General features: G+C 70.7%; 14 protein-coding genes. 3 read left to right on the top strand and 11 right to left on the bottom strand.

The window, feature by feature from the left end:
* Window positions 1-41 precede the first annotated feature (41 nt).
* The 3 genes from E1267_RS21000 to E1267_RS20990 all read right to left on the bottom strand — a co-directional run bounded on the left by E1267_RS21000 (window position 42) and on the right by E1267_RS20990 (window position 4,058).
* Window positions 42-2,378, bottom strand: a complete 2,337-nt coding sequence (locus E1267_RS21000; protein WP_132334294.1) for a polyribonucleotide nucleotidyltransferase — start codon at window positions 2,376-2,378, stop codon at window positions 42-44.
* A 288-nt stretch (window positions 2,379-2,666) separates the two neighbouring features.
* On the bottom strand, window positions 2,667-2,936 hold the full coding sequence (gene rpsO / locus E1267_RS20995; protein WP_132334293.1) for a 30S ribosomal protein S15: 270 nt from the start codon (window positions 2,934-2,936) through the stop codon (window positions 2,667-2,669).
* 195 nt (window positions 2,937-3,131) lie between these two features.
* On the bottom strand, window positions 3,132-4,058 hold the full coding sequence (locus tag E1267_RS20990; RefSeq protein WP_132334292.1) for a bifunctional riboflavin kinase/FAD synthetase: 927 nt from the start codon (window positions 4,056-4,058) through the stop codon (window positions 3,132-3,134).
* A 127-nt stretch (window positions 4,059-4,185) separates the two neighbouring features.
* Between E1267_RS20990 and E1267_RS20985 the strand changes: the two genes are divergently transcribed.
* Window positions 4,186-5,205, top strand: a complete 1,020-nt coding sequence (locus E1267_RS20985) for a TRM11 family SAM-dependent methyltransferase (RefSeq protein WP_132334291.1) — start codon at window positions 4,186-4,188, stop codon at window positions 5,203-5,205.
* Between the two features lie 44 nt (window positions 5,206-5,249).
* Here the strand turns inward: E1267_RS20985 and truB are convergent, their stop codons facing one another.
* From truB to rimP, 8 genes are all read right to left on the bottom strand, one after another.
* Complete coding sequence (gene truB, locus E1267_RS20980) at window positions 5,250-6,122, bottom strand: tRNA pseudouridine(55) synthase TruB (RefSeq protein ID WP_132334290.1); 873 nt, start codon at window positions 6,120-6,122, stop codon at window positions 5,250-5,252.
* Entirely contained in the window at window positions 6,122-7,159 is a 1,038-nt protein-coding gene (locus E1267_RS20975; protein WP_132334289.1) for a DHH family phosphoesterase, read from the bottom strand. The genes truB and E1267_RS20975 overlap by 1 nt, the downstream gene beginning before the upstream one ends.
* Window positions 7,156-7,617: a 30S ribosome-binding factor RbfA gene (gene rbfA / locus E1267_RS20970; protein WP_132334288.1), complete on the bottom strand. Its 462-nt coding sequence runs from the start codon at window positions 7,615-7,617 to the stop codon at window positions 7,156-7,158. The genes E1267_RS20975 and rbfA overlap by 4 nt, the downstream gene beginning before the upstream one ends.
* 40 nt (window positions 7,618-7,657) lie before the next feature.
* The gene (locus tag E1267_RS20965) at window positions 7,658-7,954 is read right to left on the bottom strand and encodes a DUF503 domain-containing protein (RefSeq protein WP_132334287.1); all 297 of its coding nucleotides are present in this window, start codon (window positions 7,952-7,954) and stop codon (window positions 7,658-7,660) included.
* 120 nt (window positions 7,955-8,074) lie between these two features.
* A complete protein-coding gene (gene infB, locus E1267_RS20960; RefSeq protein WP_132334286.1) occupies window positions 8,075-11,122 on the bottom strand; it encodes a translation initiation factor IF-2 in 3,048 nt (1,015 codons plus the stop codon).
* A gap of 112 nt (window positions 11,123-11,234) precedes the next feature.
* Window positions 11,235-11,546, bottom strand: a complete 312-nt coding sequence (locus tag E1267_RS20955; protein WP_132334285.1) for a YlxR family protein — start codon at window positions 11,544-11,546, stop codon at window positions 11,235-11,237.
* Entirely contained in the window at window positions 11,530-12,522 is a 993-nt protein-coding gene (gene nusA / locus E1267_RS20950) for a transcription termination factor NusA (protein ID WP_132334310.1), read from the bottom strand. Before nusA ends, E1267_RS20955 begins: the two co-directional genes overlap by 17 nt.
* 25 nt (window positions 12,523-12,547) lie before the next feature.
* Window positions 12,548-13,033 (bottom strand): ribosome maturation factor RimP, encoded by a 486-nt coding sequence (rimP, locus tag E1267_RS20945; protein ID WP_132334284.1) that lies wholly within the window; start codon window positions 13,031-13,033, stop codon window positions 12,548-12,550.
* 259 nt (window positions 13,034-13,292) lie between these two features.
* Between rimP and E1267_RS20940 the strand changes: the two genes are divergently transcribed.
* Both E1267_RS20940 and E1267_RS20935 read left to right on the top strand, forming a co-directional pair.
* Window positions 13,293-13,835, top strand: coding sequence for a hypothetical protein (locus E1267_RS20940; RefSeq protein ID WP_132334283.1), 543 nt, complete (start codon window positions 13,293-13,295; stop codon window positions 13,833-13,835).
* Window positions 13,832-14,235: ferritin-like domain-containing protein (locus tag E1267_RS20935; protein ID WP_132334282.1), on the top strand; the 404-nt coding region annotated here is incomplete at its 3' end. The genes E1267_RS20940 and E1267_RS20935, both read left to right, overlap by 4 nt.

Genomic DNA, 14,235 nt, shown 5'->3' with positions numbered 1-14,235 from the left:
CAGCACGACGCCGCTGATGATGGTTGCCTGGCTGAGCTCGCTCACGAGTTGCGGTCGTCCCCCTCGTTGCGGCTGCTGCGCACGCGGGTGCGGGTGCGGCGGGGCCGCTCGGGGCGGTCGTCGGCGCCCTGCGCGGGCTGCTCGGGAGCTGCGTCGCCGTCCTCGGCGGAGTCGCCGGCGGCGGCCTTGGCCTCCTTCTCGGCGGCCTCGCGCTCGATGACCTCGACCGGCACCAGGGAGAGCTTGCCCCGGCCGTCGATCTCGGCGATCTCAACCTGGATCTTCTCGCCGACGCTCATCACGTCCTCGACGTTCTCGATGCGCTTGCCGCCGTGCAGCTTGCGGATCTGGGAGACGTGCAGCAGGCCGTCCTTGCCGGGCATGAGCGAGATGAACGAACCGAAGGCCGCGATCTTGACGACCGTGCCGAGGTAACGCTCGCCGACCTCAGGCATGTGCGGGTTGGCGATGGCGTTGATCGCCGACCGGGCCGCCTCGGCGGACGGGCCGTCGGTGGCGCCGATGTAGATCGTGCCGTCGTCCTCGATGGTGATCTCGGCGCCCGTGTCGTCCTGGATCTGGTTGATCATCTTGCCCTTCGGGCCGATGACCTCGCCGATCTTGTCGACCGGGACCTTGATCGTGATGATGCGCGGCGCGGTCGGGTTCATCTCCGCCGGGGAGTCGATCGCCTCCTGCATCACGTCGAGGATCGCCAGGCGGGCGCCCTTGGCCTGCTTGAGCGCGCCGGCCAGCACCGAGGCGGGGATGCCGTCGAGCTTGGTGTCGAGCTGGAGCGCGGTGATGACGTCCTTGGTGCCGGCGACCTTGAAGTCCATGTCGCCCATGGCGTCCTCGGCGCCGAGGATGTCGGTCAGCGTGACGTAGGTGTCGCCCTCGCCGATCAAACCCATCGCGATGCCCGCGACCATCTCCTTGAGCGGCACGCCGGCGTCGAGCAGCGCCATCGTGGAGGCGCAGACCGAGCCCATCGAGGTGGAGCCGTTGGAGCCGAGCGCCTCGGAGACCTGGCGGATGGCGTACGGGAACTCCTCGCGCGTGGGGAGCACCGGGATCAGCGCCCGCTCGGCGAGCGCGCCGTGGCCGATCTCGCGGCGCTTGGGCGAGCCCACCCGGCCGGTCTCACCGGTCGAATAGGGCGGGAAATTGTAGTTGTGCATGTAGCGCTTGGTCCGCTCGGGGTTGAGCGTGTCGATGACCTGCTCCATGCGCAGCATGTTGAGCGTCGTGATGCCCATGATCTGGGTCTCGCCACGCTCGAACAGCGCCGAGCCGTGCACCCGGGGCACCACGTGGACCTCGGCCGACAGGGCGCGGATGTCCTTGGTGCCGCGTCCGTCGATGCGGACGCCCTCCTTGACGACGCGCTCGCGCATGAGCTTCTTCATCACCGAGCGGAACGCTGCGGAGATCTCCTTCTCGCGCCCCTCGAACTCGGGCAGGAGCTTCTCGGCGGCCAGTGCCTTGACCTTGTCGAGCTCGCTCTCGCGCTCCTGCTTGCCGGCGATGGTCAGCGCGGCGGCCAGCTCGGTCTTCACCGCGGCCTCGACCGCGTCGTAGACGTCGTCCTGGTAGTCGAGGAAGAGCGGGTATTCGGCCGTCTCCTTGGCCGCGACCCGCGCGATGCGCGACTGCGCCTCGCAGAGCACCTTGATGAAGGGCTTGGCGGCGTCGAGGCCCTGGGCGACGGTCTCCTCGGTCGGCGCGACCGCGCCTTCGGCGACCAGCTTGATCGTGTCCTTCGTGGACTCGGCCTCGACCATCATGATCGCGACGTCGCCGTCGGCGAGCACGCGGCCCGCCACGACCATGTCGAACGTGGCCCGCTCCAGCTCGTGGTGGGTCGGGAAGGCCACCCACTGGCCGTCGATCAGCGCGACGCGCACGCCGCCGATCGGGCCGGAGAACGGCAGGCCCGCGAGCTGGGTGGACAACGACGCGGCGTTGATCGCCACCACGTCGTAGAGGTGGTCGGGGTTGAGGGCCATCACGGTGGCGACGACCTGGATCTCGTTGCGCAGCCCCTTGACGAACGACGGGCGCAGCGGCCGGTCGATCAGGCGGCAGGTGAGGATGGCGTCCTCGGAAGGACGGCCCTCACGGCGGAAGAACGAGCCGGGGATGCGGCCCGCGGCGTACATGCGCTCTTCGACGTCGACCGTGAGCGGGAAGAAGTCGAGGTTCTCCTTGGGTGACTTGGACGCGGTGGTCGCTGAGAGCACCATCGTGTCGTTGTCGAGGTAGGCGACGGCGGAACCCGCCGCCTGGCGTGCGAGGCGACCGGTCTCGAACCGGATCGTGCGCGTGCCGAAAGAGCCGTTGTCTATGACGGCTTCAGCAGTGTGGACACCCTCCACGGGGGACCTCCTTGTGGTCGGTCTCCCGCGCCCTTTTCTCACCGGCACCCTCGTTAGGTGCAGCGCCGGTCTTCGATCGAAGCACCCGGTCTTTCCTACCGGAAGCCACTACCGAGGACCGGCCCGCAGGCGTCGCGGGTCGCAAGGTGCTAAGCGGACGCGGGGGCTGTGTGTCTCGGATCTTCAGTTGTACGCCGGGCGCGGCGGGTATGTGAACCTCGCCACGCGCCCGGCCCTATGGCCTTGGGCCATATGCGAAGGGAGCGGCACGGGGCCGCTCCCTTCATGCTATCGGCGCAGGCCGAGCCGCTCGATGAGCGACCGGTAGCGCTGGATGTCGACCTTCTGCAGGTATTTCAGCAGGCGACGCCGGCGACCGACGAGCAGCAGCAGGCCACGACGGCTGTGGTGGTCGTGCTTGTGCGTCTTCAGGTGCTCGGTGAGCTCGCTGATGCGCTTGCTGAGCAGAGCGATCTGGACCTCGGGCGACCCGGTGTCGCCTTCGGTCGTCGCGTATTCACTGATGATGGACTTCTTGGCAGCGGTGTCGAGGGACACGGCTCTCCTTTGAGCTACGGGCACGCACGACTGATGTGAGTGTGCGAACGACCGTGCGTGCCTACAGTCGCCGCGTGAAGGCCTTCATGGGCAGCGCGCAGCGCCGCCGCTACAGAGCCGACATGCAAGGTTACCACCTTGGGCGGGGTCGTCGGGACACTCGCGACGCGGGACATGCAGGGCGGTGGGAGGCGGTCAGCCGATGATCCTCCGGGTGGCGTCGACGTCGGCGTGGATCTGGGCGATCAGCGCCTCGATGGACTCGAAACGGGTGTTGCCGCGCAGCCGTGCCGCGAACTCGACCGCGACGTGCGCGCCGTACAACTCAAGGTCGTCACGGTCGAGCGCGTACGCCTCGACGGTGCGCGGCACGCCCTCGAACGTCGGGTTGGTGCCGACCGAGATGGCCGCCGGCCACCGCTCGCCCTCGTAGAGCGCGGGCAGGTTGGCGACGGGCACGCACTCCAGCCAGCCCGCGTAGACCCCGTCTGCCGGGATCGCGGTGTGCGGCGGCGTCTCCACGTTGGCGGTCGGGAAGCCGAGTTGCCGCCCCCGCTGGTAGCCGCGCACGACCACGCCCTCCACGCGGTGCGGCCGCCCGAGCCGCTCGCGCGCGCCTTCGACGTCGCCGGCCGCGAGCTGTTCGCGGATGGCGGTCGAGGAGACGTGTTCGAGCAGGCGCACGGCCTCCACTTCGAAGTCATACTTATCGCCCAGCGTCCGCAATGTCTGGACATCTCCGCTGGCTTTGTGCCCGAACACGAAATCCTCCCCCACGACCACGACCGCGGCCCGAAACCGCTCGACCGCCACGCTCTGGACGAAGTCGTCAGGGCTGGTGCGCTGCAGCGCCGGCGTGAACTCCACCACGTCGACCTCGTCGACGCCCAGCCCGGCCAGCAGCTCGCCCCTGCGCCGCAGGCTGGTGAGCCGGTGCGGGCGCGTCCCCGGGCGTACGAGCTCCTCAGGGTGCGGCTCGAAGGTGACGGCGACGCTCCGCAACCCGCGCTCGCGCGCGATGGCGACCGCGCGCTCGATCACCCGCCGGTGGCCGCGGTGCACCCCGTCGAACACGCCGATGGTGACGACAGACCTTCCCGAACCCTGCACACCAGGCCCCATTCGCTCGTCACGGATCAACCGCACCCAAGCCTGCCATGGGCGTCACTGTCCCCCGCAACCCAGGGGGTTGTCACCGTACCGGCTCGTGCAGCCGTCCGCCTCCCGTCAGCGGATAGGATCGGGCATCGTGCCTCGTTACGCGCTGCTGGTCCTGCCTGCCTTCAACCGGGTCTACGCCGAGAGCTCCGTCCGGCTGACCCGCAACGAGCTGGCCGTCTTCAGCGCGCGCGGGCTGGGCGGGCAGGTCCTGGGCAGCGACGAGACCACCATCGGCGGCGTCCCCTACGTGACGTTCGAGACGGCCGAGCCGCTGAGCCGGGCGCACCTCGCGCTGCTGTCCAACCTCTCCTCCGTCTACGCCCTGTTCGGCGTGGAGGGCGAGCTGCTCAGGCCGCTGCCCGTGCACCGGCTCGACCGGCTCAGCAGCGACCTGATCACCATCCAGAAATACGCCGGCAAGACCAACGAGCACTTCACCAAGCTGCTGCTCAACGTCACAGCGCTCGCCACCCGCAAGGGGCTGGGCGAGCGGCTGGCGGTGTTCGACCCGATGTGCGGCCGCGGCACCACCCTCAACCAGGCCCTCATGTACGGCTACGACGCCTACGGCCTCGACGTCGACGGCAAGGACTTCGAGGCCTACACCGGCTTCATCAAGACCTGGCTGCGCAACAAACGGCTCAAGCACACCGCCGAGACCGTGCCGGTGCGCCGCGAGCGGGCGCTGGCGGGGCGGCGGCTCAACGTCACGTTCGGGCTGTCGAAAGAGGCGTTCAGAGCCGGCGACGTGCAGCGCCTGACCGTGGTTCACGCCGACACGCTCAAGAGCCGCGAGTTCTTCAAGCCGCGCTCCTTCGACGTCGTGGCGACCGACGCCCCCTACGGCGTCCAGCACGGCAGCAAGGGCGGCGGCGGGTTGTCACGCAGCCCCATGGAGTTGCTGGACAAGGCCGTACCGGGCTGGACCGAGCTGCTGCGCCCCGGCGGCGCGATGGGCATCGCCTGGAACACCTACGGCGGCAAGCGCGCCGAGCTGGCCAGGCTTCTCACCGGCGCGGGCCTCGACGTGATGGACTATCCCGACTTCGAGCACTGGGTCGACCAGGCGATCATGCGCGACATCATCGTCGCCCGCAAACCCGGCTGAGCGCGCCGGCCGCGCTCACGCCCACTCACCCGAGCCACCCGAGCTCATCCCGCGAAGACGGCGAGCGGCTTGGCCAGCGCGCCCTTCTCCTCCACGAGCGCGAGCAGCTCACCGTCGGGCCCGAACACACCGATCGGGCCGGAGCCGAGGCCGGCGGCGGGCAGCCGGCCGCCGTGCCCGATCACCCGGGCCTCCTCCGCGGTGACGTCTCTGCGCGGGAAGACCGCCGCGACCGCCGCGCCGATCGGCAGGATCTCGCACGCCTCGGCGAGCTGCTCGACCGTCCTGGCCAGCGACAGGTCGTAGGGGCCCACCCTGGTGCGCCGCAGCCGCGTCAGGTGGCCGCCGACCCCGAGCTCCGCCCCGAGGTCGCGGGCCAGCGCCCGGATGTAGGTGCCGCTGGAGCAGGTCACGACCGCGTCGACGTCCACGACGTCGTCTCCGGCCCTGATGTCCAGCACCGCGAACTCGCTCACGGTCACCGGCCTGGCCTGCAGCTCGACCGCCTCGCCCGCACGCGCCTTCTTGTAGGCCCGCTGCCCGTTGACCTTGATCGCACTGACCTGCGGCGGGATCTGCATGATCGCGCCCGTCAGCGCGGTGGCGCCCTTGTGGATCTCGGTCTCGGCGACACCGGAGGCCGACGCGGTGGCGGTGACCTCGCCCTCGGCGTCGTCGGTGTTGGTGCTCACGCCGAGCCGGATGGTGGCTTCGTAGACCTTCTCCGTCAGCGCCAGATGACCGAGCAGCCTGGTCGCCTTCTCCACGCCGACCACCAGCACGCCCGTCGCCATCGGGTCGAGCGTGCCCGCGTGCCCCACCCTCCGGGTGCCCGCCACGCGCCGCATCTTGGCCACCACGTCGTGGGACGTCCAGCCGGCCGGCTTGTCGACGATGATCAGACCGCTCTGGGCCATCAGGCCTTCCTCAGCTCTCGCCGGAACTTCACCATGGTGTCCTTCACGCTGTCCTGGGAGGTGTAGCCGGCCGCGTTGTGGTGCCCGCCGCCGCCCAGCGCCGCGCACACGGCGGCCACGTCGACGTTGCCCTTGGACCGGGTCGAAACCTGCCAGTAGCCCTGGTCGTCCTCCTTGAGCACCACCGAGACCTCGGCCTCGTCGGTCCGGCGCAGGATGTCGATGACGCCTTCGAGCTCGGAGTAGGGCAGTCCGTACGCGGCCCGGTCGACCTGGGAGACGTACGTCCACACGAGCCCGTCCTCCAGCGTCACCCGCGCCAGCGCCCCGGCGAGCACCTTGAGGTAGCCGAACGGGGAACGGTCCCACAACTCGCGGGCGATCTCGTCGGTACGCAGCCCGGTGGCGACCAGTCTGGCAGCCATGTGGTGCACGGCGGGCGTGGTCGTGGAGTAACGGAACGACCCGGTGTCGGTCACCAGGCCGGCGTACAGGCAGGTGGCGATGTCGCGGTCGAGCTGCCCGCCGAGCCGGTAGATCAGCTCCTCGGCCAGCATGGCCGTGGCCGCGGCCGTGGAGTCGATGAGGCTGAGCGTGCCGAACTCACCCTCGTTGGAGGGGTGGTGGTCGACCACGATGACCTCGCGTGCCCTGGCGGTGCTGGCGCCCAGGAGCCCCAGCCGCTGGAACGTCGACGAGTCGAACGTGACCATCAGGTCGGGGGACTCGGGGAACTCCTCCGGCGGCACCAGCATCTCCTGGCCCGGCAGGAAGCGCAGCAGCCGCGGCACGACGAAATGGTGGTCGCCGAACGACGTCACCACCCGCTTGCCCATCGAGCGCAGCGTAAAGGCGACGGCCAGCATCGAGCCGAGCGCGTCGCCGTCGGGGGTCACGTGGCAGGCCATCGCCACCTCGTCGGCCTGCCGGATCAGGTGCAGCGCCCGGCTCCACGCCGCCTCGGGGACCGCGCACTCGTCCGGCGGCCGCCCGTTGACCCGCGGCGGCTCGGCCCTGTCGCGAACGTCGGGCGTCACGCCTGGTCGTCCCTGCCCGTGGCACCCCCGTCGTCGCCCTCGTCGGGCTTGCGGTAGGGGTCGGCCTCACCCGCGTAGGAGGCGCTCCTGGCCTGCCGCGCCACCTCGGCGTCGCGCGCCCTGGCGGCGCTGATCAGATCGTCGAGCTGGCGCGCGCTGTCGGGCAGCGGGTCGTGCTTGAACGTCAGCGTGGGGGTGAACCGGACGCCGGTCTGGCGTCCGACCTCGGAGCGGATGATGCCCTTGGCGCTCTCGAGGGCCGCAGCGCTGTCGGCCCGCTCGGCCTCCGAGCCGAACACCGTGTAGAACACCGTCGCCTCACGCAGGTCAGCGGTGATGCGCGTGTCGGTCACGGTGACGAAGCCCAGGCGCGGATCCTTGATCCGGCGCTCCAGCATCTCGGCGACGATCTGCTGGATGCGGTCGGCGAGCTTGCGCGCTCGTGCGGCATCCACCATGGTTCGCTCCCCCTCACGCACGACCTGGCCGTGCAGTCGTTCAGTCTTCGTCGGTGTAGAGCCGGTGCCGGGCCGACAGCAGCTCGATCTCAGGGCGGAAGGCCACCATGCGCTCGCAGGCGTCCAGCACCTCCGTGCAGTTTCCCGCTGAGGCGGAGACCACCGCGATGCCGATCTCCGCCCTGCGGTGCAGGTCGAGATGGCCGGTCTCGGCCACCGCGACGCCGGGGTAACGGCGCTGGACCTCGGCGATCAACGGGCGTACGGCGGAGCGCTTCTGCTTCAGCGACCTGACGTCGCCGAGCAGGATGTCCAGGGTCAAAGCACCCACATACATCGTTGGCCACCACCGCTTGTCCTGGTGAGGTGGACGCACGCCCGGCCTGCTGCGGTGGGGACCAGGCCAGGGCGTGCGAGAGGCGCCCGGCGGATGTCCCGCCGGGCGCCCGGCCGCGCGTCACACGCGCGGCTTCTCCCGCATCTCGAACGTCTCGATCACGTCGTCGACCCGCAGATCGTTGTAGCCGATCCCGATGCCGCACTCGAAGCCCTCGCGGACCTCGGTCGCGTCATCCTTGAAGCGACGCAGGGACGAGACGGTCAGGTTGTCGGCGATGACGACGCCATCGCGGATCACCCTGGCCTTGCTGTTGCGGACGATCACGCCGGAGCGGACCAGCGAACCGGCGACGTTGCCGATCTTCGGCACCTTGAAGACCTCGCGAACCTCCGCGGTGCCCAGCTGGGCCTCCTCGAACTCGGGCTTGAGCATGCCCTTGAGCGCCGCTTCGATCTCCTCGATCGCCTGGTAGATGACCGAGTAGTAGCGGATGTCGACGCCCTCGCGCTCGGCCAGGTCGCGTGCCCGGGGCTCGGGCCGGACATTGAAGCCGATGATGACCGCGTTGTCGTCGGCGACAGCCAGGTTGACGTCATACTCGGTGATCGCGCCGACCGCGCGGTGCAGGACACGGAGCCTGACCTCGTCGCCGACGTCGATCTTGAGCAGGGCGTCTTCCAGGGCCTCCACCGAACCGGACACGTCGCCCTTGATGATGAGCTTGAGCTCGTCGACGCTGCCCTTCTCGAGGTCCTTGAAGATGTCCTCGAGGCTGCGGCGACGGCTCGACTTCGCCATGTCGGCGCTGCGCTTGCGCGCCGCGCGCTGCTGGGCGATCTGCCGCGCCATGCGGTCGTCGGTGACCACGATGAAGTTGTCACCGGCGCTCGGCACGGCCGTCAGACCCATCACCAGGACCGGACGGGACGGGGTGGCCTCCTCGACCGGCTCACCGGTGTCGTCGAGCAGGGCGCGGACGCGGCCGAAGGCCTCGCCGCACACGATCGAGTCGCCCACCCGCAGCGTGCCGCGCTGGACCAGGACGGTCGCGACGGGGCCACGGCCGCGGTCGAGGTGCGCCTCGATCGCGATGCCCTGAGCGTCCATCGACGGGTTGGCCCGCAGGTCGAGCTCGGCGTCCGCGGTCAGCAGGATGGCCTCGAGGAGCTGGTCGATGCCCGTGCCGTTCTTCGCCGAGATGTCGACGAAGAGGGTCGAGCCGCCGTATTCCTCCGCCACCAGGCCGTATTCGGTGAGCTGGGCGCGCACCTTGTTGGGGTCTGCGCCCTCCTTGTCGACCTTGTTGACCGCGACCACGACCGGCACCTCGGCCGCCTGGGCGTGGTTGAGGGCCTCGATCGTCTGCGGCTTCACGCCGTCGTCGGCCGCGACCACCAGCACCGCGATGTCGGTGGACTTCGCGCCTCGGGCACGCATGGCGGTGAACGCCTCGTGACCCGGGGTGTCGATGAAGGTGACCTTGCGGTCCTGGCCCTCGTGCTCGGCCGAGACCTGGTAGGCGCCGATGTGCTGGGTGATGCCACCCGCCTCGCGCGCCACCACGTTGGTCTTGCGGATGGCGTCGAGCAGCTTGGTCTTACCGTGGTCGACGTGACCCATGACGGTCACCACCGGCGGGCGCGCGGCCAGGTCGGCCTCATCGCCCTCGTCCTCGCCGAACTCGATGTCGAAGGCCTCGAGAAGCTCGCGGTCCTCCTCCTCCGGGCTGACCACCTGGATGTTGTAGTCGAGCTCGGCTCCGAGCAGCTGCAGCGTCTCCTCGTTGACCGACTGCGTCGCCGTCACCATCTCGCCGAGGTGCAGCATGATCTGCACGAGCGCGGCGGGGTTGGCGCCGATGCGGTCGGCGAAGTCGGACAGCGACGCTCCCCGCGGAAGGCGGATCGTCGCGCCGTTGCCACGGGCGACCTGCACGCCGCCGATCGCGGGCGCCGACATGTTGTCGAACTCCTGGCGCCTCTGCCGCTTGGACTTGCGCCCACGCGCGGGACGGCCACCGGGACGCCCGAAGGCTCCCGCGGTGCCGCCGCCACGACCGCGACCGCCGCCACCAGGCCGGCCGCCGAAGCCGCCGGGACCGCCGGTGCCGGTGCGCGGACCGGCACCGCCGCCACCGGGACGGCCGGCGTAGCCGCCGCCACCGCCGCCGGGACGACCGCCGCCGCCACCCGGACGGCCTCCGCCGCCCGGACGGCCGCCGCCACCGCCGCCGCCGCCGGGACGGCCACCGCCGCCACCACCGGGGCCGGCAGGACGGCCCTGCGGCATCATCATCGGGTTGGGACGCGGGCCCCCGGGACGGGGACCGCCGGCACCGGGACCGGGACGCGCGCCGCCCGCGGGCGGGCCGGGACGCGGACCAGCGGTGCCCGGCCTGCCCTCGCCGCCGCCACGGCCCTGCGGCGGACGCGGGATCGCGCCGTCGCGGGGCGGGCCGTCACGGCGCTCACGCTGGCCGGGACCGCCGCCGTCGCGGTTGCCTCCCGGACGCGGCGGGCGGGACTGGCCCATGCCGCTGGCGTTGGACGAGAACGGGTTGTTTCCGGGACGCGGACCACGCGGACCGGGCTTGGGCCCTGGACGCGGACCGCCGCCGGACTGGCCGCCGGAACGCGGCGCCTGCGGGGAGCCGCCGCCTCCGGGACCGGGACGGGGCGCGGGACCGGGCTTGGGACCCGGGCGGGCCGCCGGACCCGGCCGCGGGCCGGGACGCGCGGGCGTGCCGCTTTCGAAACGTGCCTGTGGAGCGCCGGACTCGCCGCGCGCGGCCTCGGGCTGCTGCTGCGGTTGGTGCGGCATGGGCACCGCAGGACGCGGCTGGCCGCCGCCCGCGGGGCCCGGACGCGGACCGGGCTTGGGACCCGGACGCGAGGGGGTCGGCGCCTGCGCGCCGTTACCGGCCTGGCCGTCGGCCTGCCGGGGGGCAGCCCTCGGGGGCTGCGGTTTACTGGACGGCTGACCGCCGCCTCTGGAGGGCCCACCCTTGGATGCGCCCAGAGCTTCGGTGAGCCTGCGGACCACCGGCGCTTCGATGGTCGAGGACGCCGAACGGACGAACTCTCCCATCTCTTGGAGCTTGGCCATGACGACCTTGCTCTCTACGCCGAACTCCTTAGCGAGCTCGTATACCCGGACCTTCGCCACTGCACTCCCTTACTCGGCCCGGGAGGCTGGCTGTGCCGTCCGGACCGTCGCTACCTTGACGTCTTCATCGCCGCGTGCTCATCAGGCGCTCATAGCAATCTGACTCCGCCCATCAACTCGGCGTCCTACATGACATTTCGTGGTCTCCTTCCAGGTGCGCCCGCACGCGCGAGACGTCAAGCGGCCCCGGCGCGCGGAACGCGCGCGGGAACGCTCGGCGACGCTCGGCAAGCTCCAGACAACTCATGGACGGATGCAGCGATGCACCACGTCCGGGGAGCCGTCCTCGCAGGTCGGGAACCACATGGTCCTCGACCCGCACCAGGCGGAGCAGCTCGGACTTAGCCGTGCGGACCCTGCAGCCCACACAGGTGCGCTGTGGGGCGGCCAGGCCACCATATTCCAGCTTACCGTGTCGACGCATCTACGGAACCGGCGGCATCCTCGGCTTGGGTGTCGGGACGGATGTCGATCCGCCATCCTGTCAGTCGCGCGGCGAGCCGGGCGTTCTGCCCCTCTTTCCCGATGGCCAGCGAGAGCTGGTAGTCGGGAACGGTCACGCGCGCCACCCGTCCGTCGAGATCAAGGACCTCAACATGGGAAACGCGCGCGGGGGACAGTGCATTCCCCACGAATTCGCCCGGATCTTCCGACCAGTCGATGATATCGATCTTCTCGCCGTGCAGCTCCGTCATGACGTTACGGACCCGTGACCCCATCGGGCCGATGCACGCGCCCTTGGCGTTGACGCCCGGCTTGCGCGACCTGACCGCGATCTTCGTACGGTGGCCCGCCTCGCGCGCCACCGCCGCGATCTCCACGGTGCCGTCGGCGATCTCCGGCACCTCGAGTGCGAACAGCTTCTTCACCAGCCCGGGATGCGTGCGCGACAGGGTGACCGACGGGCCCTTGTGGCCCTTCTTCACCTGCACCACGTAGGCGCGGATGCGCTCGCCGTGCACGTATTCCTCGCCGGGGACCTGCTCGGCGTGGGGCAGCACGGCCTCGATCTTGCCGAGGTCGACCAGCACCACACGCGGGTCCTTGCCCTGCTGGATGACGCCGGAGACGAGCTCGCCCTCGCGGCTGGCGAACTCACCGAAGTTGATCTCGTCTTCGGCGTCGCGCAGCTGCTGCAGGATGACCTGCTTGGCGGTGGTGGCGGCGATCCTGCTGAAATTGCTGGGCGTATCGTCATATTCCCTGACGATCTCGCCCTCGTCGTCGATCTCCGCGGCCCAGATCGTGACGTGACCGCTCTGCCTGTCGAGCTCGGCACGCGCCTTGGAGGCGGCGCCGTCGGTGCGGAAGTAAGCGATCAGCAGCGCGTCCTCGATCGCCTTGACGACCAGGTCGAAGGAGATGTCCTTCTCCCGTTCGAGGCTGCGCAGGACGCTCATGTCGATGTCCACGACGGCTCCCCCCTTAGCCTTCGTCGCCGTCGACGTCGTCGATCCGGCGGAACTCCACTTGTACCCGTCCCCGGGCCAGGTCTTCGTAATCAAGCCTGCGGGCGGCGCCCGCGACGTCGAGGTCGACGCCGTCGTCGTCGGCCGCCATGATGCGGCCCTCCACGACGGAGCCGTCTCTCATCTCGGCCTTCACCAGCCGTCTGGCCGCGCGGCGCCAGTGGCGCGGCTCGGTGAGCGGGCGGTCGACGCCGGGCGAGGAGACCTCGAGCGTGTAGGCGGACTGGCCCATCGCGTCGGTGTCGTCGAGCGCCGCGGAGACCGCCTGGCTGACGTCGGCGATGTGGTCGAGACTCACCCCGCCGTCCCGGTCGACGATCACGCGCAGCAGCCGTCTCTTTCCGGCCTGCGTGACCGTGATGTCCTCCAGGTCGAGGCCCTCCGCGCTGACCACGGGCTCAAGGAGCTTCATCAGGTGGTCGCGGGATGATGCGCTGCCCATGCCGACCTCCCCTATTGTCATGTCTCAGCCGGGCGGACCTCGCCTTCGGCTCTCCGCCGCCTGGCCGCTCGGCCAGCGGCGACAGTTGACACCCTATCCGTACGGGGACACGAAAAGAGCGCCACTCGTCGTGCTCGAATGGCGGAGCGTCGGCTGACAACGATCCGGGTGCCAGCCCGTACGATGCTACCGATGAGAAAGCCGCCCGGCGGGCCGCCGCCGCGGCATCGACGCGGCACGGCGGTCGAGCGGCAGGCCGATGAGCAGGTTTCTCGTCGGTCTGCTCCGTGAACAGTGGGAGGTCAAGCCCGTGCGCCCGCGTCAGCTCTCCCGGCGTGCCCTGCTGGCCGGCGGAGCGGCCGCCCTCACCTCGTGCAGCGCGGCCGGCCCTTCGCAACCCTCCTCGCCGCCGTCCGACTCCCCGGAGACCGTGCTGGCGAAGGGGCTGATCGCCGAGAAGGAGAGCACGATCGCGCTCTACTCGTCGCTGATCGCCGACGGGGCGCAGAAGCTCGTGCCGTTCCGCGAGCGGCACCAGGCGCACGTCGACGCGCTGCGCCGACACGCGCCGATGACCTCGCCCGCCGCGGCGGGTTCGCCGTCAGGCTCACCGTCGGGGCGGGCCACTCCGAGTGCGCCGCAGAAGAAACCCTCGCTGGCCCGGCTGCGGGCGCTGGAGGGCAAGGCCGCGGCCCGGCGCGCCCGCCAGCTCGCCGGCCTGTCGCCGGGGATGGCCCAGCTCGTCGCCAGCATCGGCGCCTGCGAGGCCGCCCACGCCGCCGCCCTGCCGAGGTCGTTGTGAACGACATCGACAAGCTGCGCAAGGCGCTGGCCGCCGAGCACGCCGCGCTGTTCGCGTACGGACTGCTCGGGGCTCGCACGTCGGGTTCGACGCGTGACAGGATGACCGCCGCCTTCGACGCCCACCGCGCACGCCGCGACCAGCTGCGTGGCTACATCACCTCGCGCGGCGGCGAGCCCGCGGAGCCCGACGCCTCCTACGCGCTGCCGTTCGTGCCCTCCGGCAACGCCCAGGCCACCAAGCTGGCGGTGCACCTGGAGAGCGGCGTCACGGCCGCCTACCTCGAGCTGGCGGCGGCGCAGGACGACGCGCTGCGCCGCTACGCCGCGCTGGCCATGCAGGAGGCCGTGACCCGCTCCTACGCCTTCCGGCCCGCCCAGCCTCCGGCCTTCCCCGGCAT

It is taken from the genome of Nonomuraea longispora (assembly GCF_004348345.1).
GTDB classification, from domain to species: domain Bacteria; phylum Actinomycetota; class Actinomycetes; order Streptosporangiales; family Streptosporangiaceae; genus Nonomuraea; species Nonomuraea longispora.
Note: the sequence above shows the minus strand (reverse complement) of the source record. Positions and strands in the feature narration are given on the sequence as shown.